The following is a 22,949-nucleotide window of genomic DNA, read 5'->3' as shown; positions in this document are numbered from 1 at the left end:
GGAGAGAATCAGGCGTGATGCTCTGCAAGCGGGAGGGGGCATTTTTATCGAAAGAAAGCTCAGGTGAACAGCATGGAAAAAGAACAACTAATCGCAGAGAATGAACGTTTGAAGGTAGAGAACGAGAAGCTTAAGCAGGAAATAGCCAAGCTTCGCGGTGTGAAGCGGACCACAGCAGGTTCGATGGACAGCATGTCTACGAAACTGAAGGAAGCGCTCAGAGAGTAGAGAATGCGCAGGGTTCGACAAATCGGATCTCATTGGGTATAATGAGTACTGGAAAAAGGAGGGAAACAACAATGAACGAAACATTACCACCAAAAACTTGCACCATTGACCGCCTTGTAACCAAAGAGGCTGAAGTTGGCAAAGTATTAGCCGGCCAAAAAACAGCTTGCAGACGCAACGGACGTTATGCAGACATCGGTGAAACGATGGATCTTCAGGGCAATGCGTTTACTGTAACGAAGGTCTACCAGCAAGCGCTTGGTGATCTGACAGTGGAAGATGCAAAAGCTGAAGGACATGAGACGATCGACGAGTATCGCGACAGTATCTTATCCATTCATCCTGGCATGCCTTGGCTGCCACAAATGAAAGTTTGGGTACACGAATTTCAAAAAGCTGAATAAGAGATGAAAAAAACAGTGTGGATCGTAGGATCTACACTGTTTTATTGAATTTTTCTACAGAATGGATGATGGTGTTGTCCTGGTACATATTGCTTTTATATATTCATATTTTTAGTGTTGTACTTAGTATTGGCCCTTATTTTGTGTTATTTCCGTTATTAGCGAAAATCAGAATAGCACAATTTGAACTCCTGCCTGAATATTTGGAGCCCTTCCGCATAACCGTACGGCTTACGAAACATGCTGGACATGTATTGGTAGCAACCGGTATTTTGCTTACTTGGCTAACCGCATGGACATGGAAAACATCTTGGATCGTTTTCACGGTGCTCATCATGGTAGCTTCCTTATATTTCATAGCGCGGGCATTTTCACCGCTGCTGCGAAAGCTTCGTGCACCGCACGATGACCGCAACGTATTGGTGAACCAACTGCGCAGCGCGTTAATCTGGTATGTGATTATTACGCTGGCGATGATGTGGTTCATGGTGTCCAAACCTTCGTTTTGGTAAGGTTAAGCTTCTGGCTTTTGAGCGAACATAACCACAAAATTATAGGACTTGTAGACACAGTCTACATCTGCGAAACCGCTGGCTTTAAGCCAAGCAAGCTGCTGATCGAGTGGGGCCATTTTATCCAGTTTGGTTCTTTCATAGGCAGCTTGGAGCGCTTCGCGGGTCAAGTCAGTAGCCTCTATTTTCGCTTCCCAATCCGCGCGGTACAAGTGATCAAGAAAGGGAGTGCTTCCTTGGATTTGATCCGCATTTACGAAAATGCCCCCAGGTTTTAGCAGGTTATAAATCCTCTCAAACAGGTTCTGCTTGGCTTGATCCTCCAGATGGTGGATTGACAGGGCAGACACCACACAATCAAATGGTTCATCCGAATCAAATTCGGTATAATCTCCTGACAGAATCGTTAAATTTGCGTTCAACTCGCCAAATCGCAGCTTTGCGATGTCAAGCATCCCTTGGGATAGGTCGATTAACGTTAGCTGTGCATCTGGATATTGGCCTAAGATATAGGAGGAGAGAAGTCCCGTTCCAGCTCCGAGATCAAGAATGCGCGGTGATGCTGCACGTGGTCGAACAAGCGACGTGGCCGATCTGTAGAAATCATCAAAACAGGGAATGAGCTTCCTTCGTTGGCCGTCGTACTTCTCAGCGATCTCATCGAATTTCGTTACCAGCTGATTATTATATTTCTCAGTCATGGGAATCATCTCCATCTCGTTGTTTGGCGGTACTTGCTTCCTTAACATTATTTTATAGGGAAAAGCAGGGAAAATCTAAGATATAAATCCGATTATATTAATAGGATAAACCTATAAAACTTCTGCGACCTATTGTAATAGGTCAGGAAAGGGCTATTTGGCCCGGCGGCGGAACAGCTGATTCAACACTTCGGAGAAGACAAGTCCAATGGCGATTGCGCCAGAGAGCATGAAGGCTTTGGCTGCCAGCTGCACAGCAACATCGTAATGATTGAGGACGGCATTTTTCATCGCGTCATAAGCTAAACCGCCTGGCACTAAGGGAATAATGCCAGCGACACTGAATACAATGACTGGAGTTTTGTAAATTCTAGCGAAAAATTGGCTAATGACAGTTACCAAGAAAGATGCAATCAGAGTAGCCAGAATTGGATCTATTGGAATCAATTGTGAAGAAACGTACATCATCCAACCAACCATTCCGATGAATCCACATTGGATGATCGTGCTTCTAGGCACATTGAAAAGAATGGCAAAAGCTGCTGTTGAGATGAAGCTGGTGACGAGCTGCCCAAGCATATTCATACCATGCCCTCCCCGTTATAAAAGGATAAGACGAAGGCAATCCCAGCCCCGATAGCAAAAGCCGTCAAAAAAGCCTCAGCCCCCTTGGAAACGCCTGATACAAAATGTCCAGCCATTAAATCCCGCACTGCGTTCGTAATGAGAAGTCCTGGAACAAGCGGCATCACTGAACCGATAATGATCGTATCCAAATCATGGCCAAATCCTATGTACACGAATAGAAAAGCCAACGCACCTATGAATAATGAGGCCAGGAATTCAGCAAAGAACTTAATTCGAACCAAGCGATTAAAATAACCGAGAAAGGTTAGGCCTGCCCCGCCTGTCACAAAAGCCGGCAGGAAATCATGCCACATCCCTTTGAACATGATTAAGAAACAACCGCTCGCTACCGCAGCGGCAAGGATTTTAACCCATGTCGGAAAGCTGGTATTGGCCGCATCAATCTCTGAAAGCAGGCGGTAGGCTTCTTGTGGGGTTAAATCTCCTTTACTGATGCGTCTGGAGATGGCATTCACGACGGTCACTTTGTGCAGATCCGTTGATCGTTCAGAAATACGAATCAGTCTTGTTGTCTGTTCAGGCCCATCGATCGAGAAAATAATGCCGGTAGGCGTGACGAAGCTATGCGAGTTAGAAATGCCAAACCCTTCTGCTACGTGGGTCATGGTATCTTCGACACGATAAGTTTCACCGCCGTTTTCAAGCATAATTTTTCCGGCTAACAAACAAACTTGAGCGATTTCATAATTGGTTGGTGGGAGAGGGGTCATAAGGGCTTGTCTCCTGTTTTCGTATTTGATCAAAGTATAATACATTTTGGCAGTAATTCCTAAGACAAGCCTAACACCTAACGTATGGTGAGCAGGCCGTAAATAGATCTGGACATTTATATACCCCATGGGGTATTATTTATACCCATAGGGGTATACAAAATAGGAATCAACAGGAGTGAACTTCATGAGTAGAACGATTGTCATTATCGGCGGTGTAGCAGGAGGAGCATCTGCAGCCGCACGTTTACGCAGGTTAAATGAAAACGATGAGATCATTATGTACGAACGGGGAGAGCATATTTCATTTGCAAGTTGCGGCTTGCCATATTATATCGGTGAAACGATTACGAGCCGCGATAAGCTACTCATTCAATCACCTCAGGCTATGAAAAACCGCTTTCGCATTGACGTCAGGACCCAAACCGAGGTGACAGCGATTGACCGGCATGTCAAAAGAGTGACTACCCGGCATGTAGGGACAGGGGCCGTTCAAGAGCAGCCTTATGATATTTTGATTATGTCACCTGGAGCAAAACCAATCGTACCTGATATTCCAGGTTTGGCAGAGGCTAATCATGTGTTTACACTGCGCAATATCCCGGATACGGACCGAATCAAAACCTATGTAGACTCAAGCAATCCAAAGCATGCCACAATCCTTGGCGGAGGATTCATCGGCATTGAGATGGCGGAGAATCTCCGTCACCGCGGTCTGGAAGTGACCGTTATTGAACGCAACCCCCAGGTGCTTGGCCCTCTGGATATCGAGATGGCTAAGCTCATTGAACGTCATTTGCTGTTACAAGGGGTTAAGCTGATTTTCAATGATAATGTACAGGAATTAATGGATAAAGGAAGAACGTTGAAACTTCAGTCAGGTAAAGTTTTAACCACGGATATGATGATCTTATCTGTCGGGGTGAGACCTGAAAGTCAATTGGCTGCGGAGGCAGGTCTCACGCTAGGTGTCAAAGGCGCGATTCAAGTCAACGCACATATGCAGACGAATGATCCATCTATTTATGCGATCGGGGATGCGGCAGAGGTGAAAGATAGAGTTCAAGGCTTTGAGACGGTCGTTCCTCTGGCTTGGGGTGCTAACCGACAAGGTCGCCTAGTTGCGGATCACATTAACGGCCTTCAAGCTTCTTATCAAGGTGCCTTCGGTACCGCAATCGTAAAGGTATTTGATCTGACAGCTGCCGTTACCGGAAACAACGAGAAGACGCTTCGCCGTTTAGGTGTACCTTACGAAGTCATTCATATTCATCCGAATTCGCATGCCGGTTATTATCCAGGCGCGGCTTCGATGTCGATGAAACTTCTGTTTGACAAAGATAGCGGGCGCATACTTGGTGCTCAAGCCGTTGGAGCGAGTGGCGTGGATAAACGTATCGATGTGATTGCAACAGCTATGAGAGGTGGTTTGAGAGCGGATGAACTGGCTGATATTGAACTGTCGTACGCACCGCCTTACTCATCGGCCAAAGATCCCGTCAACATGGCTGGATATGTAGCAGCGAATATGCTGGATGGCTTGGTTGAAACGATGCAATGGAACGAGGTGGATCGTTACGTGGAGCAAGGCGGACTCCTCATCGATGTGCGAGATGAGATTGAACGGGAGCTCGGTTATATTCCTGGTTCCATTTGTATACCTCTGAATGATATTCGTGAGCATTTGCACGATATTCCAGCTGGCTCCGAAGTCGCTGTCTCCTGTCAGGTCGGTTTACGTGGATATTTGGCAGCTCGTATTCTGAAGCAGTATGGCTACCAAGTTAGAAATGTAGATGGCGGTTATAAAACTTATAGTTCGATGAAGGAAGCATCTCTGCCTCCAATTCAACCGTCAAAAGTAACTACAACGAGTCAGGCGCCAATTCTCATTGATGCTTGTGGCTTGCAATGCCCGGGTCCGATCATGAGAGTGTATGAAACCATGAAGGGCTTGAAGGATGGAGAGCAAATTGAGGTTCATGCGACAGATTTCGGATTTGCAGCGGATATCCAGAAGTGGTCCGAGAAAACCGGGAATACGCTGCAATCTTTGGATACTTCAACGGGAATTGTAAAAGCTGTCGTCAGCAAAGGTCAATCTGAGAATGAGGATCATTTATCAAAGGCTGCAGAGGTAAGTGCCAATGGGACAACCATGGTTGTCTTCAGCGGTGATTTGGATAAAACGATTGCTGCTTTTATTATTGCATCGGGAGCCGCAGCGATGGGCAAGAAAGTAACGATGTTTTTCACCTTCTGGGGGCTTAATGTCTTGCGTAAGGATGATGCGCCTCCTGTCCGGAAGGACGGGTTAGAGACGATGTTCAGTATGATGATGCCGAAAGGGTCGCGTAAACTGCCAATGTCCAAAATGAATATGGGCGGGATAGGCGCCAAGATGATTCGTCACGTCATGAAGCGAAAAAATGTAGAGTCGCTGGAATCCCTCATGCAAGGAGCTATTCAAGCCGGAGTAAAATTAATTGCATGTACGATGAGTATGGATATAATGGGAATTAAACGCGAAGAGCTAATGGATGGCATTGACTACGCTGGAGTTGCCAGTTATCTGGGCGATGCGGAGGATGCCGGACTAAATCTCTTTATTTAAGGAGAGAGTGAAGGATGGAGTATGATAAAGCTTTGAAAAATAGATTAAAGCGGATGGAAGGCCAAATCCGCGGGATTCTCGGGATGATGGAAGCGGGAGAAGATTGCCGGGAGGTTGTGACTCAGCTATCAGCGGTTCGAACTGCGGTAGACCGAACAATCGGTGTTGTGATCGGATCCAATCTTCAGCATTGCATCCAAGAGGAACTTGCCAAAGGAAATTCACCGGACAAAGTGATTCAAGAAGCTGTGGAGCTTCTCGTAAAAAGCAGATAAAAAAGGGGGTGTCACATCAGGTTATGAAAACCTGATGGACAACCCCTTTTGCATACGGTACATTCATATTATTGGGCGCGTTTGGCAGGATGAACGGCTGTTTTCTCCCAATCCAGCAGCAGCTTGATGGTCTCATCCAATTGCTGGTCCGCAGATATGTCTGCAGGGTGATCCCCTTTTTGAAAGCCATAACTGCCAAACTGCGAATGATTTCCGCCGCGGATCGTATGATATTCAGCCGTATTCGGTAAATCATTCTTGGCTTTAGTGAGTGCAGCCATATTGACGGCCCCATCATTGGAGCCTACGACGGAGAACACAGGCAAATTAGACGAAATTAAACTTCCCTTTGGATCAGGATAGGAAGCAAAGAAAAATACGCCTTCCAGCTCACTAGCATGCGCAGCAGCATAACGAGCTGCCATCACGCCACCAAGGGAATGACCGCCAAGCAGAAAAGTCTCATCCGGATGCTTCGCGGCAATAATCGGCTGAGCGCGGTCTGCACCGAAAATGGCCAGATTCAGAGGCATTTTCACAATATAAACACGATGACCTGCTTGCGCAAATGCTTGAGCATAAGTCGCATAGCTCTCTGGCTTCACGAGACCGCCAGGATAATAAATGATGCTGGGCTGTACGGGTGTTTTGGGTTCAAAACGAATCACCTGGTCCTCATCACTAACCATGATCTCATCAGTAGACTGCATGGCAGACAAGGCAGCTTGACTAGGCTGATAGGGTCTTAAGTACCAATAGATTAATCCCATTAGAATGATAAGAAGGGCTAGTGCTCCTTTCCACCAATGGCGTTTGAAAGCTTTCACGATTCATCACCTCTCGCCAAGTAGGTTATCAATTCAGAGGGGGAAGTGTCAAGTGAATCCATCCGAGGAGGTTGTTTGATGAACAGCGGTTATTATTTGACGGATTTAGATGGAACTTTGCTTCGCTCAAATGCCACCTTATCGGGTTACAGTGTCCGTGTAATCACGGATGCTTTAGAAGCAGGAACGGTGATCAGCTACGCAACTGCAAGGAGTTATCAAAGTTCAACGGTAGTTGTTTCCCAAATTCCTTGGCGATATCCGCTGGTACTTTACAATGGGGCCTTGTTATTTGACCCAACACACAAACGTGTGTTAGACGGTTACTTTCTTGATCGGGAACGAACGGAAGCGATTTTTGCTATCGGCAAAGCAAGCGGGCTAGTTCCTCTCTTATTCGCATTAGACGATGAGGATCAGGAAAAGGTCCTGCATGAAAAGCTTTTTAGAACAGGGGATCTGCAATTTGCTGCAAGTCGGCCGAATGATCCTAGATTCAGCGAAATGAAAGAGCTAAGCTGCCCGCCTCATTTACGAACGCTGATTATCACCTATATTGGTTTGCTGGAGGAGCTGGAGCCGCTTAAACAGGCCGTTACTAGAGTATTTGGTTCTGAGGTTCATGTTCATATGATGAAAGACAATTATATTGAGAATCATTATTTTCTGGAATTCAGCCACCCGCAAGCGAACAAGCAGGAAGGGCTCTTATTATGGGCAAAACACGTTGGTTGTGCACCCGGCAATATCACGGTATTTGGCGATAACCTGAATGATGTCGGTATGTTTCTCGCTGCTGGTCGCAAAATTGCTGTGGAGAATGCGCATTCTGAGATTTTGAGCATGGCAGATGAAGTTGTGTCTAACAATGATCAGGATGGCGTCGCCGCCTATGTGGAAGCTCGGTTGAAAATGGGTGTATAATGGAAAAAATAGGCGTAAAGGAGAGAGTTAACCAATGCCTTATAATGATGAGCACATGAGTTATACGAATACGTTCATTCAAGTTGCGGCAGATTGTCCTGTTGAAATGGGAGTCGTTCCGCCGCTGAAAAAAGAGAGCAAAACAGCTCACCGAATTCAATATGAACTTTTGTCAGAAAACCCGTACAAATTCACGCAAGGCGAGCTCATTTATGCCGTACATCTACAGCACAAACAGATTCCAGAAAGAGACAGCAAGCTGCACGGTGCAGAAATTCGTGAGGAATTGTTTGCTAAGAATCACCCCTGTCTACGAGCGTCTATGCTCCCGAAGAAGCACGGTTGGGGTGTTCACTACGATGAAGAAGGTAGAATAGCGATCTACCCGATGGAATCGGAGGCGTACCGGCAGTTTGTTGAAGCAGGGACACACCAGCCAGACGGGCCGACGCTTTTATTTGCAATGCGCAGTTCACGCGGGTGAGATTAATAGGTTTATGGGGTAACCGAGGGTTGCCCTTTTTTTACGTTACGTTGACATTTTTATAAACAAAATAATATAATGTTTATGAATTACTAAACAATTCGAGGAAGTGTTTGTTGTGGAAGTGTCTGATAAGTTTTGGCAGGCTTCAGTCGACGAGTGGAAACGTGGTTATGTGACGGAGAATGAATACTACACCTGTCTGCTTTGCGGCAAGCGGACGGAAGCGGGGATTATCTATCCGGAAAGTGGAGTTCTCTATGAAGCAGAGCGTTATATGAAATGGCATATCCAACATGCGCATATTTCGGTTTTCCATTATTTAATTGGAATGGACAAGAAACTCACCGGCTTAACTGAGCATCAGAATAGTTTGCTGAAGCTTTTCTATGAAGGCAAGAACGATCGTGAGGTTCAGCAGGAACTCGGGATTGGCAGCGCCTCAACCATTCGGAATCATCGCTTTGGACTCAAGGAGAAAGAACGGCAGGCAAAAGTTTTTCTTACGATGATGGAGCTATTGAAAGAAAAAGATCAGCATGCGCCAACCTTTGTAGACATTCATAAGACAGCTACGATGGTGGATGAACGATACAATGTCACACAAGATGAGTATGAGCAGATTATAAAAAAATATTTCCCAGAAGGCATTTCGGGCAAACTTACCTCCTTCTCGCAACAAGAGAAACACAAGTTTGTTGTTCTGCGTGAGATCGCCAAACGATTCGAACAGGATCGCTTTTATGGAGAAAAAGAAGTTAATGAGTTGTTAAAGCCGGTGTTTCACGATTATGTGAAAGTCCGCAGGTATCTTATTGAATATGGCTTCCTGGACCGCGAACCAGATGGCAGCCAATATTGGTTGAAAGGATGAAGATGAGAATATGACAAAAAGAGAATCAAATGAGCGGAGACAAGAACTGCAGCAAATGTATAAAGAGACCAAAAAGGAATCCGGCGTGTTTCAAATCCGCAATACGGTGAATGATAAGCGATTGATCTCGAGTACGAAAAATTTGCGTTCCTTGAACGGCAAGCGAATGCAGCTTGATATGGGCAAACACATGAATAGTGCTTTACAATTGGATTTAAACGAGTTTGGGAGCAGCGTTTTTGAAATAGAGGTATTGGAAGTGCTTGAAATAAAGGAAACAGGGTACTTCGACGAGGCTGACGCCTTAAAGAAGTTGGAAGACAAATGGTTAGAGCAGCTGCAGCCATATGATGATCGCGGCTATAACAAACGAAAGCCTGTATAATCCGTTAATTTCACCTTTCATTATTAAGCTTTGGTTTAGTAATGGATTTACTGAGATTTTTTAGTATAATCGTAGGTAGAGATTGAAAACTCTTACTACACTTTTACTAATAAGGAGCCTTATGATGTCAAAAACACTTATTTTCGGACATAAAAATCCGGACACTGATTCAATCACTTCAGCAATTGCTTATGCAGCACTGAAAACGAAGCTTGGCCAAGAGGTTGAAGCCGTTCGTCTAGGAAGCGTGAATGGCGAAACACAGTTTGCTTTAGATACATTTAAAGTCGCTGCACCACGTCAAGTTGAAACGGTTGCGAATGAAGCGGCGAATGTGATCTTGGTTGACCATGTTGAGCGTCAGCAAAGCGCTACGGATATTGATCAAGTGCGTGTAGTGGAAGTTATCGACCATCATCGTATTGCCAATTTTGAAACTAGCCACCCGCTATACTATCGTGCAGAGCCAGTAGGCTGCACAGCAACAATTTTGAATAAACTGTACAAAGAAAACGGCGTTTCCATCGATAAGGACATCGCAGGTTTGATGCTTTCTGCTATCATTTCAGATTCCTTGTTGTTCAAATCCCCAACCTGCACAGAGCAAGACGTTGCCGCAGCTCGTGAGCTTGCAGCTATTGCTGGCGTAGATGCTGAAGTATATGGTCTTAACATGCTGAAAGCCGGTGCGGATCTAAGCGACAAAACCGTTGCACAATTGATCTCCCTGGACGCAAAAGAGTTCCAAATGGGCAGCTACAAAGTTGAAATCGCACAAGTTAACGCAGTGGATGTGAATGATGTGCTTGCGCAGCAAGCCGAAATCGAAGCTGCACTTAACACAATCATTGGCGAGAAAAACCTTGATTTGTTCCTGTTCGTTGTTACAGATATTCTCAACAATGATTCCGTGGGCCTTGCACTTGGACGCAAAGCTGAAGCGGTTGAAAAAGCGTACAAGGTAACACTTGCAGATAACAAAGCAATTCTTAAAGGCGTAGTTTCCCGTAAATCTCAAATCGTTCCAGTTCTTACGGACATTTTCAACAATCTGTAAGCTCAAAATGGCATACGAAGGCATCGTCACGCAAGTGGGCGGTGTCTTTTTGGTTATCGCGCAAATTTTTGGTATGATAGAAGTGATTTCTAATGAAAGAGGTGGAGAAAGAGATGGAAACTAACGTTCAACAAAGCAAGTATGAGAAGGCAACATTTGCCGGGGGATGCTTCTGGTGCATGGTTACGCCGTTCGACCAGCTGCCAGGAATTGTGTCCGTCGTATCTGGTTATATAGGCGGCCATACAAGTAATCCAACGTATGAAGAGGTATGCTCGGAAACAACAGGCCATGCCGAAGCCGTCCAAATTACATTTGATCCCGAACTTTTTTCGTACAATAAATTATTGGATACGTATTGGCGCCAAATCGACCCTACAGATGCTGGCGGCCAGTTCCATGACCGTGGTTCATCTTATCGCACAGCGATTTTTGCCCATACAGATCAGCAGAAACTGGACGCGGAAGCTTCCAAGCAAGCGTTGCAAGAAAGCGGACGTTTCAACGCTCCGATCGTAACGGAAATCGTGCGTATCGATGCGGATGCTTTCTACCCTGGAGAAGACTATCACCAGGATTATCATCACAAAAATCCGCTGCGCTACAAAGCATATCGCAAAGGCTCTGGGCGTGATTCATTTATCCAAAAACATTGGAACACAGCTAAAGATAAAGAGGAGCGCAAGGCTAAGCTTACTCCGCTGCAATTTGAAGTTACACAGAATAGCGCGACAGAACGCCCTTTTGAGAATGAATTCTGGGACTCGCATGAAAAAGGATTGTATGTAGACATCGTTTCAGGCGAACCGCTGTTTACATCCATTGATAAATTCGATTCGGGCTGTGGATGGCCTAGCTTCACGAAGCCGGTATTCGAAGGCACCGTGAAAGAGAAGACGGACACGAGCCATTTCATGGTTCGAACCGAAGTCCGCAGTCAAGAAGCGGATTCACATTTGGGCCACGTATTTAACGATGGTCCAGGACCAACTAGACTCAGATACTGCATTAATTCGGCTGCGCTTCGTTTCGTTCCGCTAGCGGATATGGAAAAAGAAGGATATGGAGCCTATCTTCGTTTCTTTGAAGGCAAGTAACTACTACCGTTTAAGTGAAAAGACGCCAGTCAGGTTAAGTGCCTGATTAGCGTCTTTTTGCTTGTATGCGTACTGCTCTAATCCTCATACCAGGGATTCAAGTGGATGAGAACCTCATCAACATCAGCGTGATGGTCCATGATTGATTTTTTGATTACACGGGTAATATCGTGCCCTTCTTGAACGGTTAGTTCACCAGGAATGGATACTCTAGCGTCTACTAGAATGTAATGACCATGTTCGCGAGCGCGAATACGGTCTATTCGTTTTACTTGAGGCACCGATTCGATGAGTAAGGTGTATTGGTGCAGTTTCTCTTGATCAACCGTTTTCTCCATCAAAATATCGAAGGATTCTTTGCCCATTTCCACGGCTAATCGTAGAACGAGCAACGAGACGATAATTCCCGCCGCCGCATCGCCAAAGGCTAACCACGCAATATCATAGGCTCCCCCGACAAAAGCAAGACCAATACCAACAACTGCGGCGAGTGAGGCGTAGACATCCGCTAAGTGATCTTTCGCAGTCGCGATCAGCCCCTTGCTGCTCGTGCTAACACCAATTCGCATGGTGTATTTATAGAGCACATATTTCCAAACGGTTGAAATAATAGCAGCGGTAAAAGCGACCCAGCTCGGGGATTGAGGCTCATGAAATAAGGCAATAGTAGAATGATAGCCAATATAAAGAGCAGCAATGAGTAAGACAAAAGCGACAAATCCAGAACCAAGCACCTCGGCTTTGCCATGGCCATAAGGGTGGTCCTCATCGGCTGGTAGTTTGGAAATGCGCATGGCGCTAAGGGCTGCGATTGTGGCGATAATATCGCCAGCATTATGGAGTCCATCGGCAAGTAAAACTTCACTTTGGAACCATAACCCAATAATAATCTTCATGATGGTGAGAAAAATGTTGCTGATCAGCGATAACCAAATCGCGAAAACGGATGATTTGTTGTCTCCAGTCATTAATGATGACCTCCTGCAGAAGTGTTTCCCGAAGGAAAAAAAATCCCTTGACCTAAGGCGCTGCTTAGGACAAGGGATTTTTTGATTTATATAGGAATCTAGTAAATATCAATAGGCGCATAATCAACACTTCACTTTACACAAATATCTTTGTATAATACCACACATAGCAGAAATTAACAAACCACGAATCAGATGCGCTTGGAGAGGCATGTATTGGTGGGGGAAGGAAGTCTAAAGAGATCATGTTAAAGCCTTGGTTGCTCGAAATCGAACATCAATTATTACCGCAATTAGAGATATACAGTAAACAACCCTACGATCCTATCGTAGTTCATTATATTCCGAAGCCGTGGAAATTGCTTGGTTCAGGTAACTATGCTGCGGTACTTATGCATCCCAATTATTCTGATCTCGTTGTGAAGGTGTACGCCCCTGGCAGGCCAGGAATCGAGGAAGAAACAGAAGTCTATCGACGACTAGGCAAGCATCCTGCTTATTCCGAATGTTTACACGCCGGGGAAAATTACTTAGTTCTGCGCCGATTAACGGGTGTTACGCTATATAAATGTCTGCAGCGAGGTCTTCCGATCCCCAGACAGGTAATTCAGGATATAGATGAAGCATTAGCTTATGCGGTAAATAGAGGCCTAAATCCACATGATGTTCATGGGAAAAATGTGATGATGAAGGATGGCCGAGGATTAGTCGTAGACGTTTCGGATTTCATGAAACAGGAATATTGTCCGATGTGGGATGATTTGAAGAACGCTTATGACCGATTCTATTATTCGTGGGTTCGTAAAATGCCTATTCCTAATTTCGCATTGAATGTTGTGCGGCGAAGTTATCGGAAATGGAAGAAATTCCGCCGAACTCGTGGTACAATCTAAGTGGTAGAGATGAGATTTCCTAAATTTTAAACATAAGGAAGGCGCGTCTATGAGAGTACATGAATTCGAGCTTGGTGCTGATTTGCAGCGAAGTGATTTAACGGCGATTTCGGCTAAATCTTCTCATTTTATGTCAGACATTACGATTGATTTTGAGTATGATCATTCCAAGCATTGTGTCGATGTGAAAAGTTTACTGGGTATGCTGTTGGTACCGATCAGAGCGGGAACTATGCTGCGCTTATTAACCAAGGGCAAGGACGAGGAAGAAGCCATGCACTTCATGTTCGACTTGTTTGAATCCTATGGCAAAATATGAATAAATGATGATAAAGACGCCTGTTTTGTCACTCTCGAATGTTTTGGAATTCGAAGGTGCAGAAGGGCGTCTTTTTACGAAAACGGGATGTAAGCGGTTAAGTTAGGACAAGATGTGGCGATAATCCGGCAAGATTGGATAGAGCATGTACCAGACAAAAGGGATAAAATAGGTCTATATTGACGCAATAGAGGAGCGTGACTACGGAAATGAGTAAGCATCAAATTGTGATCGTTGGTTGTGGAGGCATGGCAAAAGTCTGGGTGGACTACGTATTAAAACGGGAAGATTGCTCGATTGTGGCGTTAGTTGATATCAAGAAGGAATTCGCTCAGGCCATGGCGGATCGTTATCACCTTACATGCGGGATCTATACAGATCTGGAACAAGCGATTGGAGAGACAGGCGCGAATCTGGTGCTGGACATCACTATACCGGCCAGCCATTTCCACGTTGCGACGACAGCGCTTCGCCAAGGCTGCAACGTCTTCGGCGAGAAGCCGATGGCCGCCACCATGGCAGAAGCACGTGAGCTCGTGCAGCAGGTGGAGCAGGCGGGAGCATCGCTCTCCGTCATGCAAAATAGGCGGTATGACGCGAACATCCGCGCCCTGCGCGAGCTCATTCAAGCGGGCACGATCGGCCGCGTGGGGTATGTAGGGGCCGATTTCTTCCTCGGCCCGCATTTCGGGGGCTTCCGCGATGCGATGGAAAGTCCGCTGATCCTGGACATGGCGATCCATACGTTCGATCAGGCTCGTTTGATTACTGGGGCAGACCCAGTGTCGGTGTACTGCCAGGAATTTAACCCTCCCGGCTCCTGGTACGCCGGGAATGCTTCTGCGATCTGCATCTATGAGATGTCAGACGGCACGGTGTTTTGTTACCGCGGTTCCTGGTGCGCGGAAGGGGCGCCGACCTCCTGGGAGGCGTCATGGCGCGTGACGGGCGAGACCGGCAGTGCTATCTGGGACGGTGCGAGTGCACCGTACGCCGAGATTGTGGCCGGCGGCGATCAAGCCGGCAAGTTCCTCCGCGAGTATACGCGCATCGACGCGGAAGTGAACTGGCAAGGCCGCAGCGGTCACGCTGGCTGCCTGGATGAGATGTTCGCGGCGCTGGAGCAGGGACGTCCTGCGGAGACGGATTGCCGCGATAACATCAAGAGCATGGCGATGGTACTTGGGGCCATCGACAGTGCGAAGAGCGGCCAGAAGGTCGATCTGAGAAGCTACTGGAGTTGAAAAAAAGGGTTGAACAGGTGTTTTCCTGTTCAACCCTTTTACCATGTTTAGTGAATATCTTTCTTTTTGAAGCGGCCGCCTTTGACATCGTGAATATTCCCGATGGCTAGAAAAGCTTTGGGATCCAGCTCATCGACGATGGATTTTAATTTGGCCTCTTCCAGCCGAGTAATGACACTGAAGATAACTTTCTTGTCATCTCCGGTGAACGCACCCTCGCCTTTGAGATAGGTGACGCCACGGCCTAAACGGGAGGTGATGGAATCACCGATTTTGTTGAACTCATCACTGATAATCCAAACCGATTTGGATTGATCCAGCCCTTCGATGGTGATGTCAATCATTTTGAAAGCAATGTAATACGCAATCAGCGAGTACATGGCATGATCCCATCCGAAAACAAAACCTGCGCTGCCGAGAATAAAGAAGTTGAAAAACATGACGATTTCGCCAACAGAAAACGGTGATTTTTTGCTAAACAAGATCGCGACGATTTCAGTCCCATCCAGCGAACCGCCAGAGCGGATAACGAGGCCGACGCCAATTCCCAGTATGATACCGCCGAAAACTGCGGCTAACAGAGGATCAATTGTGAACGCTTGAACCGGATGGAGCAGGGTCGTTCCGATGGACATTAAAATAACGGAAAATAGCGTAGACAGGGCAAAGGTTTTGCCAATCTGCTTATAACCGATCAATAGAAATGGCAGATTTAACAACACCAGAAAAATACCTAACGGGAAGTGGGTTAAATGCGACAAAATGATTGAAATACCGACAATACCGCCATCGATAATGTTATTCGGGACTAGAAAGATTTCTAAAGCGACTGATACTAGAGCAGATCCAATGATCATAAACATGACTCTGCGTAAAAATTTGAGGCGGGTCAACTTTTGATGCTGGGAGCTTGTTTGTACAGCTCCATGAATAGGGTTAGACATTATAGGTTCCTCTTTTCCATCATTCATTTCAAACTTAGCGTTTATGAAATAGGAAGATGAGGCCCGTGTAACCCGAGGTGAATTTAAGGAATGACAAAAGAATCGTTTGTAATCGAAGCCAAATTTTCTTGACTAGATAAACAATGAATATGACGAAAATGGAAATTTCATATTTTGAATAAATATCATATGGCCATAGGAGCTTATCGAAGCGTGAATAGATCGTTTTTTTTACAGGAAAATTCTCCTGAATCGAAAGAACTTGCGTGGTGTTGGCGAGAACAAGTATTTCTGTATCTGATGAAAAATGATGGGAAATTGGCGGAGTTAAAGGAAATATAAATAAACCGAGAATGATCCAGACCAATATTTTCCATTGATGTTGCCGCGTAAATCGATGCAAGAGTCATCCCCTCCTTGAGCAGCTTACAATCAAATTTGTTTGAATTGTAGCACTTCATCTTATCTGAGTCAAACCGCCTGGCGGTTGATTTCTTATTTTCAATTCATATAAGGGGTGATAAAATGGGGTGAGAGACAAAAACCGACAAAGCTAAAAAGTGGCTTTGTTAATTTACAATTTTTGTAAGCGCATACAGATTGTTTTTGTTCGAAAATTCATCATTTTTTTTGGAGGAATTGAAGCTTGGCACAACCAATTCATATCCAAAGAAGATCATTTTCGTAGCCAACTAGCATCAGAGGTTCAGCTTCCGTGGGGGGAATTTGTTTGATTAAAAGGTTACTGCACAAAAATACTTGGTTGCGGTATGGGATTGCCGGCCTAGTGTCTTGTGGCCTATTTCTCGGGTTATATCATATGATGACGGTCGAAGGGGCTGATAACAATCCGCGGTTCATGATGTTCCGATTGGAAGACATTGGACCCGGCGGTTACTATAGCTCTCTTGAGGGACTCGGCAAATTAAGGGCGGTTCTGGGTTATTTGGACGAGAAACACGTACAGTTCGCTATGGCTGTGATTCCGCGTTGGATAAATATAACAGAAGACGGTACTCGATACGATAAATCCATCGATCAATTGGATGATACTTATATTCAAGCATTTAATAAGGTGATTACAGAGGCTTCTGAGCATCGAGGAACTATTGGCATGCACGGTTATACGCATCAAGCGGGAGAAGTGCACCGGAATGATGGTCAGCATGCTTCCGGAGTTGGCAATGAGTTTAATGTCAGCGATTTGCCAGAGACGACGACCACAGCATTTGCGGAGAGTCGGGTCAAAGAAGGATGGGGACGATTCCGTAAAGCCGGCATCACGCCTCATTTCTGGGAAGCGCCGCATTACCATACAGCTCCTGAACAGGATAAGGTATTCCGTTCTTATTTTGGTCTCCTGTATCAACCCGATGTTACAATTGATCCCAACCCGCCAGTGGCGAGATATGAAAATATCGTGAACAAAGGTTACGGAAGTGCCTCACTTGGCAGCGTATATGTACCGACGACGCTTTCCTATATTCCAATGGGGAAAGATGAGAAATTTATACTGAATCAATTAGGGATAGCAGAACGCATTTATTCTTTCTTTTATCATCCTTTTTTGGAATTCAGTTATTTGGAGCCTGAACTTGATGAGTTTGGCATCCCTGTCGTCCGCGACGGCATTCCAGCTTACCAATATAGTGGTGAGAATAAAAGTGTTCTTCAAAAGTTGATTACACAAATTCAGATGAAGGGATATCCCTTCTATTCCATTCATGATTATGTCCCGTTTACACCGGCAGAACGAGTAAAGGTTGGCAACACGAAAACAGCGTTGGTTGAGATTGGGAACGTCAGCGGCAGCGAACAGATGGACATTGTAACATGGGATAAGAAATCTGCTGCCATGTCAGTTATTCAAGGGCAATACAAGGAGCTGCGCAATGACCGTCAGCCTGCTCCTCGCTCTTGGGCATCGATTCCATATACCGATGGTTCGGCTTTTACGCTTAACAGCAGGATCGATGCGAAGAAAAAGGGACTTTGGATCGTGCGTCCAAACGGTAAGCTTGAAGCTTACGCATCAACGGGAGATTCTTTCAAGCGCAGCCAGGTTTGGCCGATTCCAGCGAATCGTTGGCACGATTTATATGAACTAAGGCAGCCTAATGGGGACTGTATCCTAGCTGGTCAATCGCAGGATCGAAGCAAACTTCTCGGCCTATATTTGCACGGGAATGAAGTTAAAATCATTAAACCTTATACGTTCAAGTCAAGCGCATCCCGTGATTTAATCGTGCGGAATTTACTTAACCAAGATCAGCAGAAACTGATGTTATTTAAAGAGAATACCTCGCAAGGCGTGGAGTTTGAACTGGATCAGACGAGTATGCAGTGGAAACTGGGTAAAGTAGAGCTCGATATTCCAGATGAGCTCGGCAGCATTCGATTCGGCGATTTTAATGGCGATGGGAGAGAAGATATTCTCCGCTGGGACTCCGGAAATTTAACCAATCGTGTGTATCAACAAACGGAGGATCATACGTATAAGCTGCTGTCTATTTTTGGATCATGGGGAAAAATGAACGGACGGTTATCTGTTGCCGATTTTGATGGAAATGGAAAAGCGGATATCGCGATGTATGGGAATGAAGATGGATTCTTAGATGTCGCTTTATCGTTTCAGAGCAATCAGGTAAAATAAAATAGGTTTATTCGGAAAGAAAAGTTTGGAGGATCACCATGCGAACACCTATTTTATATGGATCGGTACACATTTTATTTTATCGAAATGATGAGGTTTTATTGTTAAAACGGCAAAATACCGGGTTTCAAGACGGCAATTGGAGCGTAGTTGCCGGCAGGATGGATGGCAACGAAGAGGTCGTTGCTGCGGCGATCCGAGAAGCTAAGGAAGAAGCTGGGGTGGAGATCGAGCCCGAACAGCTGGAAATCATCGGAATGATGCATCGCAAAAATACGACTTCCGAATGGGTGGATTTCTTTTTGAAAGCACATGCTTGGAAAGGCGAGATCACGAATATGGAACCAGAGAAATGTGAGCAATTGAAATGGTTTCCAATAAGCGAGCTTCCAAGTGAGATGGTTAGTTATATTCGAGTTGCGATAGAGCATAAACAAGAGGGTCTTTGGTTTGAAAGTATAGGTTGGAAATAAGTTCATTGGCAAAATAAAAAGCTTAGTCGGATCCCAAACATGGATCTATCTAAGCTTTTTTGCTGTATCCAGCTTCCTGCTTCTTGTCGTCGTTTATGTGAAAAAAGGCGCATGAATGCTGTTCTTTCGGACCAGAAAGGAAGCAAATGCATACAGTGTTATTGATGACTTTTTGGTGGAGGTGTTCATATGCGCAATATAGTGGGCATTCTTTTGGATCGAAAAACGTACTTAGGTATTCAGAGCAAACAGACCGGGTATGAACAAATTGACCTGTATAATCAAGCGGCTGAGAAACTTGGTATAACGCTTTTTTATATTTGCCTGCAGGAAACGAGCGGGAAGTCAGCCCTTGGTCTATGTTATGAGAACAAAAGCTACCGTCTTCTTCGTCTTCCATATCCCAAAGTCATCCATAACCGTACTTTATCGCTTTCACCCTATATGCTTAAGAAATTGAAACATCTTGCGGCTTCGAGTCATGTCTTCAATCGTCAAAATCGATATGATAAGCTGCTTATTCATAAGCTTTTATATACGAAGGAGTCCCTGCGGGCGCACCTCCCAGCGACTTTAGCGTATTCTCGCGCGCATGTACTGGAGGCTATGGAACGATTCACAGATTTCTTCGTTAAACCGACAAGCAGTTCCTTAGGCAAAGGGATTATCAAGCTTTCGAAGTTAGAGTATGACACTTGGGAAGTGTATTGGAGCAATAAAGAGCCTAAGGAGTTGAGCCGGGAACAAGCACTGGCATTTATCCAAACAAAGGTTGGAAAACAAACCTATCTCATTCAACAAGCTATTATATTAGCCATGCATCAAGGCAGGCCCTACGATTTAAGAGTTTCTGTGCAGCGTGGAGCAAAGGGCAAGTGGCAAGTCAATGGGATTGCAGGGAAGGTTGCCGCCAAGGGCAGGCAGGTTACCAATCTGGGCATAGGCGGAGAAGCTTGGGCGTGTGAACTCTTATTTCAACGCAGCGGGTTTCAGCCTCAGCGGATGAAAGAAGCGGTTGAGCAGCTCTCCCTAAAATTAGCTGAAACATTGGGCAACCGATTACCGCATATGGCGGATATAGGATTAGATATTGGCGTCGACCTGACGGGACACATCTGGTTTATCGAGGCAAATGGGAGGGACCAGAGGTACGAGTTCAAGCAACTGAAGATGGATGATTCGTTCTATAAGACGTATGAGACACCACTTTTGTATGCGAAATACCTATTAAATAAAAGGGGTTAATCCCCCATCTAGAAATGGAGAATTCAACTAGTACACTAGCAGTATAAGGAGAATAAACTATTATTATAGCGCTGTAAAGGTGGAGTTTGATAGTGAAAAATAGAGTGTTAGTCATTAAAATGAATTTATTGCCCTGGTACAACGAGCTGAATGATGATTTGGAAATCAACCATCCGGCATTCCCTGGGCCTGTAAAAACGAAAATTTTATTGTTCGGTGAGTTTTCAATTGTGGCTATTAATCGGTTCGAGACAAGGTTAAGACAGGTAATCCAACAATCTGATGAAAAAAAACCTCCAAAAACCGTGAAATAACGATTTTGGAGGTTTTCCTTTTATAGGTGAAATCTTTCAATTTGTTCCCATTGCTGTTCAAGTACTAATATTTTCTTCTGGATGGAACCAAAAAGGTCGTAATGTGGATAAGAGGGGCTGTGGTGAATATATGTCGGATCGAGACCATGTGACACACACCAATTGGTTAAACGTTCCAAATTTGAGCAGCCAACCTTCGTTACGGTCGTTACGCCAGCAAATCGATCATCAAGCCAATAGTGGGTTAAAAAGGCGATTTCACCGCGGCTGACGGCGTCTTTCCACCGATAAAGCTCATCTCTTTTTATGCCAAATGCCATGTTGAACTCCGTCCTACTGTTTATTTTTTATGTTAAGGCTTAGAATATATAAAAGTGTGTTATAATTATACAATACATCAATGGTTCATGGAAAAGGGGCACAAAAATTGAAAGTTCATCTGAATTTTACGAACAAAGGTAAGCTGGTAATTGAGAATTTTAACAACGAGGAATTAATCGAAATTTTTAGTCGATATATGAATACATTGACGAAGAAATATGCCGTAGATGTTAACGTTCCGGAAGAGGCCAATCAAAACATTGTCCAGGACGGTTCATTTAAGGTTGTTCTTAGCAATGTACAATGTGATGTTGACACCTTTTTCAAAGAGCTTGGTCGAGATATCAAAGTTCCTTTGAAAAAAAGATCAGAAGGTAAATTGGAGAACGTATTTAAAATTCAAGTGATGGAGTAATTGACGAATGCTCAGTTTAGAAGAAAAGTTAGCGATTGTGGAATCATTTCCCGAGTTGCATCGCAAGGATGTTTCTCTGGGACGCATTAATTTTCATTATGAAGAAAGCAGCTATGATAAGAAGATTGTTGTATACCACTTGCACCCAAACGGCAACGGATTTGTATATGCGGAATATGTGAAGGTGTATGCAACCGATAGCAAAGGGTTAATTAATATTCGCGATTTTAGCGCGGAAGAGCTTCGTGACATCATACAGAAGTCCATCCTGTCCTTAACGAATACGGTGAATACAGCGATCGTGGCGCAACCAAAGCCGGAATCGTCAGAGGAAGAGCTGTGGACAGATGAAGATGGTCATGCTCTTGCCGTAACTTTCGTAGAAGATCTTTGGTATGTCTATGCCGGTAGTAATTTGGACTGCGCTTTTGAAACATACGAAGAAGTTGAAGAGTATATGGCAGAAGAAGGATTTATTAAGCAATGAGTTAAGTACATATAAGAGACAGGCCATCCCAGACATTAGGGGAAGGTCTTTTCTATTTTGAGAGACGACCTAGGTTCTTCCCTGGTAGAATGTGCTATAATAAATGACAAATCAAGTTAGCAACAATTGCGGATAGTGGGGGTAAAGACATTGGAATTTCGGCCATGCATCGATCTACATAGCGGGAAAGTGAAACAAATTGTTGGTGAAACGTTAGGCACAGAGGGAAAAGCTATTATTGAAAATTTTGTATCTTCATTTGACTCTAAGTATTATGCCGCCATGTTCAAAAAAGATCAATTAGTAGGCGGACATGTCATTATGCTTGGGGATGGGAACCAGGATGAAGCCGTTAGCGCGCTTCAGGAATATCCAGGCGGTTTACAAATTGGTGGCGGAATTCACGCAGAGAATGCCAAGTATTATTTGGACCGCGGCGCCTCCCATGTCATTGTGACATCCTACATTTTCCGAGACGGACAACTTAATCAGGAAAATTTGGATAAAATAGTAGCTGAGGTTGGGAAGAAACGGTTAGTCATTGATCTAAGCTGCAAAGAGAAGGACGGCAAGTGGTTCGTTGCGACCAACCAATGGAAGTTAGTAAGTGATTTTGAACTGAATGAAGCTAATATTCGGTTTCTGGAGCAATACTGTGATGAGTTTCTTGTTCATGCGGTCGATGTTGAAGGCAAGCAAAGCGGTATTCAGCAGAGTCTCGTGAGCACGCTTGCGGAATGGGTTACGATCCCCACAACCTATGCAGGTGGAGCGAGATCGTTCGAGGACATCGCGTTATTCAAACAATTATCTGCTGGAAAGCTGGATATTACGATTGGCAGTGCGCTTGATATATTCGGTGGCAAGCTATCGTATGATCAAGTTGTCGCGTACATGAAAGAGCAATGAAATTGAAATGAAAAGTAGCGAACT

Annotated in this window: 28 protein-coding genes; 21 read left to right on the top strand and 7 right to left on the bottom strand. The window is 44.8% G+C overall.

The genetic code is table 11. The features are described 5' to 3' along the window. The first annotated feature begins 72 nt into the window (after positions 1-72). From GQF01_RS34400 to GQF01_RS34390, 3 genes are all read left to right on the top strand, one after another. Positions 73-228, top strand: a complete 156-nt coding sequence (locus GQF01_RS34400; RefSeq protein ID WP_161411825.1) for a hypothetical protein — start codon at positions 73-75, stop codon at positions 226-228. A 71-nt stretch (positions 229-299) separates the two neighbouring features. Further along, positions 300-632 (top strand): ASCH domain-containing protein, encoded by a 333-nt coding sequence (locus GQF01_RS34395; RefSeq protein ID WP_161411824.1) that lies wholly within the window; start codon positions 300-302, stop codon positions 630-632. A gap of 68 nt (positions 633-700) precedes the next feature. Continuing rightward, positions 701-1,144 (top strand): hypothetical protein, encoded by a 444-nt coding sequence (locus GQF01_RS34390; RefSeq protein WP_161412115.1) that lies wholly within the window; start codon positions 701-703, stop codon positions 1,142-1,144. A gap of 2 nt (positions 1,145-1,146) precedes the next feature. Here GQF01_RS34390 and GQF01_RS34385 read toward each other — a convergent pair whose 3' ends face one another. The 3 genes from GQF01_RS34385 to GQF01_RS34375 form a co-directional block, all read right to left on the bottom strand. Next, positions 1,147-1,845 carry a class I SAM-dependent methyltransferase gene (locus tag GQF01_RS34385; protein ID WP_161411823.1) on the bottom strand — a complete coding sequence of 233 codons (699 nt, stop codon included), beginning with the start codon at positions 1,843-1,845 and terminating at the stop codon, positions 1,147-1,149. 153 nt (positions 1,846-1,998) lie between these two features. After that, positions 1,999-2,430, bottom strand: coding sequence for a threonine/serine exporter family protein (locus GQF01_RS34380; RefSeq protein ID WP_202556829.1), 432 nt, complete (start codon positions 2,428-2,430; stop codon positions 1,999-2,001). Beyond that, a complete protein-coding gene (locus GQF01_RS34375; protein ID WP_161411822.1) occupies positions 2,427-3,203 on the bottom strand; it encodes a threonine/serine exporter family protein in 777 nt (258 codons plus the stop codon). Before GQF01_RS34375 ends, GQF01_RS34380 begins: the two co-directional genes overlap by 4 nt. Positions 3,204-3,390: 187 nt before the next feature. On the opposite strand from GQF01_RS34375, the gene GQF01_RS34370 reads away from it, so the two are divergent. Together GQF01_RS34370 and GQF01_RS34365 are read left to right on the top strand one after the other, a co-directional pair. Next, the gene (locus GQF01_RS34370; RefSeq protein ID WP_161411821.1) at positions 3,391-5,817 is read left to right on the top strand and encodes a CoA-disulfide reductase; all 2,427 of its coding nucleotides are present in this window, start codon (positions 3,391-3,393) and stop codon (positions 5,815-5,817) included. Between the two features lie 14 nt (positions 5,818-5,831). Next, positions 5,832-6,092, top strand: a complete 261-nt coding sequence (locus GQF01_RS34365) for a metal-sensitive transcriptional regulator (RefSeq protein ID WP_145655952.1) — start codon at positions 5,832-5,834, stop codon at positions 6,090-6,092. Positions 6,093-6,160: 68 nt separating this feature from the next. On the opposite strand, the gene GQF01_RS34360 is transcribed toward GQF01_RS34365, so the two are convergent. After that, complete coding sequence (locus GQF01_RS34360) at positions 6,161-6,919, bottom strand: alpha/beta hydrolase (RefSeq protein ID WP_328803591.1); 759 nt, start codon at positions 6,917-6,919, stop codon at positions 6,161-6,163. A gap of 78 nt (positions 6,920-6,997) precedes the next feature. On the opposite strand from GQF01_RS34360, the gene GQF01_RS34355 reads away from it, so the two are divergent. From GQF01_RS34355 to msrB, 6 genes are all read left to right on the top strand, one after another. Further along, complete coding sequence (locus tag GQF01_RS34355; protein ID WP_161411820.1) at positions 6,998-7,843, top strand: HAD family hydrolase; 846 nt, start codon at positions 6,998-7,000, stop codon at positions 7,841-7,843. Between the two features lie 55 nt (positions 7,844-7,898). Then, entirely contained in the window at positions 7,899-8,327 is a 429-nt protein-coding gene (locus GQF01_RS34350) for a DUF6157 family protein (protein WP_161412112.1), read from the top strand. A 118-nt stretch (positions 8,328-8,445) separates the two neighbouring features. Beyond that, positions 8,446-9,201: a DUF2087 domain-containing protein gene (locus GQF01_RS34345; RefSeq protein WP_161411819.1), complete on the top strand. Its 756-nt coding sequence runs from the start codon at positions 8,446-8,448 to the stop codon at positions 9,199-9,201. Between the two features lie 10 nt (positions 9,202-9,211). Next, on the top strand, positions 9,212-9,586 hold the full coding sequence (locus GQF01_RS34340) for a GIY-YIG nuclease family protein (protein ID WP_161411818.1): 375 nt from the start codon (positions 9,212-9,214) through the stop codon (positions 9,584-9,586). A 124-nt stretch (positions 9,587-9,710) separates the two neighbouring features. After that, entirely contained in the window at positions 9,711-10,643 is a 933-nt protein-coding gene (locus GQF01_RS34335) for a manganese-dependent inorganic pyrophosphatase (RefSeq protein WP_161411817.1), read from the top strand. Positions 10,644-10,756: 113 nt separating this feature from the next. Next, the gene (gene msrB / locus GQF01_RS34330; RefSeq protein ID WP_161411816.1) at positions 10,757-11,740 is read left to right on the top strand and encodes a peptide-methionine (R)-S-oxide reductase MsrB; all 984 of its coding nucleotides are present in this window, start codon (positions 10,757-10,759) and stop codon (positions 11,738-11,740) included. Positions 11,741-11,817: 77 nt separating this feature from the next. Here msrB and GQF01_RS34325 read toward each other — a convergent pair whose 3' ends face one another. Continuing rightward, the gene (locus tag GQF01_RS34325) at positions 11,818-12,708 is read right to left on the bottom strand and encodes a cation diffusion facilitator family transporter (RefSeq protein ID WP_161411815.1); all 891 of its coding nucleotides are present in this window, start codon (positions 12,706-12,708) and stop codon (positions 11,818-11,820) included. Between the two features lie 245 nt (positions 12,709-12,953). Here GQF01_RS34325 and GQF01_RS34320 point away from each other — a divergent pair, with 245 nt between their 5' ends. The 3 genes from GQF01_RS34320 (at position 12,954) to GQF01_RS34310 (ending at position 15,164) form a co-directional block, all read left to right on the top strand. Continuing rightward, on the top strand, positions 12,954-13,601 hold the full coding sequence (locus GQF01_RS34320) for a serine/threonine-protein kinase (protein WP_161411814.1): 648 nt from the start codon (positions 12,954-12,956) through the stop codon (positions 13,599-13,601). A 49-nt stretch (positions 13,602-13,650) separates the two neighbouring features. Further along, entirely contained in the window at positions 13,651-13,920 is a 270-nt protein-coding gene (locus tag GQF01_RS34315; RefSeq protein ID WP_161411813.1) for an HPr family phosphocarrier protein, read from the top strand. A 209-nt stretch (positions 13,921-14,129) separates the two neighbouring features. Continuing rightward, positions 14,130-15,164 carry a Gfo/Idh/MocA family protein gene (locus tag GQF01_RS34310; RefSeq protein WP_161411812.1) on the top strand — a complete coding sequence of 345 codons (1,035 nt, stop codon included), beginning with the start codon at positions 14,130-14,132 and terminating at the stop codon, positions 15,162-15,164. A gap of 47 nt (positions 15,165-15,211) precedes the next feature. Here GQF01_RS34310 and GQF01_RS34305 read toward each other — a convergent pair whose 3' ends face one another. Continuing rightward, entirely contained in the window at positions 15,212-16,108 is an 897-nt protein-coding gene (locus GQF01_RS34305) for a YitT family protein (RefSeq protein ID WP_161411811.1), read from the bottom strand. Between the two features lie 730 nt (positions 16,109-16,838). Between GQF01_RS34305 and GQF01_RS34300 the strand changes: the two genes are divergently transcribed. The 4 genes from GQF01_RS34300 to GQF01_RS34285 all read left to right on the top strand — a co-directional run bounded on the left by GQF01_RS34300 (position 16,839) and on the right by GQF01_RS34285 (position 20,793). After that, positions 16,839-18,761: a DUF2334 domain-containing protein gene (locus GQF01_RS34300; RefSeq protein ID WP_161411810.1), complete on the top strand. Its 1,923-nt coding sequence runs from the start codon at positions 16,839-16,841 to the stop codon at positions 18,759-18,761. A gap of 38 nt (positions 18,762-18,799) precedes the next feature. Continuing rightward, positions 18,800-19,234 carry an NUDIX hydrolase gene (locus GQF01_RS34295; RefSeq protein ID WP_161411809.1) on the top strand — a complete coding sequence of 145 codons (435 nt, stop codon included), beginning with the start codon at positions 18,800-18,802 and terminating at the stop codon, positions 19,232-19,234. Between the two features lie 189 nt (positions 19,235-19,423). Continuing rightward, complete coding sequence (locus GQF01_RS34290; RefSeq protein ID WP_161411808.1) at positions 19,424-20,479, top strand: YheC/YheD family endospore coat-associated protein; 1,056 nt, start codon at positions 19,424-19,426, stop codon at positions 20,477-20,479. A gap of 92 nt (positions 20,480-20,571) precedes the next feature. Beyond that, entirely contained in the window at positions 20,572-20,793 is a 222-nt protein-coding gene (locus GQF01_RS34285; protein WP_161411807.1) for a hypothetical protein, read from the top strand. A gap of 20 nt (positions 20,794-20,813) precedes the next feature. Here GQF01_RS34285 and GQF01_RS34280 read toward each other — a convergent pair whose 3' ends face one another. Next, complete coding sequence (locus GQF01_RS34280) at positions 20,814-21,113, bottom strand: hypothetical protein (protein WP_161411806.1); 300 nt, start codon at positions 21,111-21,113, stop codon at positions 20,814-20,816. Between the two features lie 107 nt (positions 21,114-21,220). On the opposite strand from GQF01_RS34280, the gene GQF01_RS34275 reads away from it, so the two are divergent. The 3 genes from GQF01_RS34275 (at position 21,221) to hisA (ending at position 22,925) form a co-directional block, all read left to right on the top strand. Next, entirely contained in the window at positions 21,221-21,529 is a 309-nt protein-coding gene (locus tag GQF01_RS34275; protein ID WP_161411805.1) for a hypothetical protein, read from the top strand. A gap of 7 nt (positions 21,530-21,536) precedes the next feature. Continuing rightward, complete coding sequence (locus GQF01_RS34270; protein WP_161411804.1) at positions 21,537-22,016, top strand: hypothetical protein; 480 nt, start codon at positions 21,537-21,539, stop codon at positions 22,014-22,016. Positions 22,017-22,166: 150 nt separating this feature from the next. Next, positions 22,167-22,925, top strand: a complete 759-nt coding sequence (gene hisA, locus GQF01_RS34265; protein ID WP_161411803.1) for a phosphoribosylformimino-5-aminoimidazole carboxamide ribotide isomerase — start codon at positions 22,167-22,169, stop codon at positions 22,923-22,925. Positions 22,926-22,949 lie beyond the last annotated feature (24 nt).

The sequence above is a fragment of the Paenibacillus silvestris genome (assembly GCF_009882985.1).
GTDB lineage: Bacteria > Bacillota > Bacilli > Paenibacillales > NBRC-103111 > Paenibacillus_E > Paenibacillus_E silvestris.
Note: the sequence above shows the minus strand (reverse complement) of the source record. Positions and strands in the feature narration are given on the sequence as shown.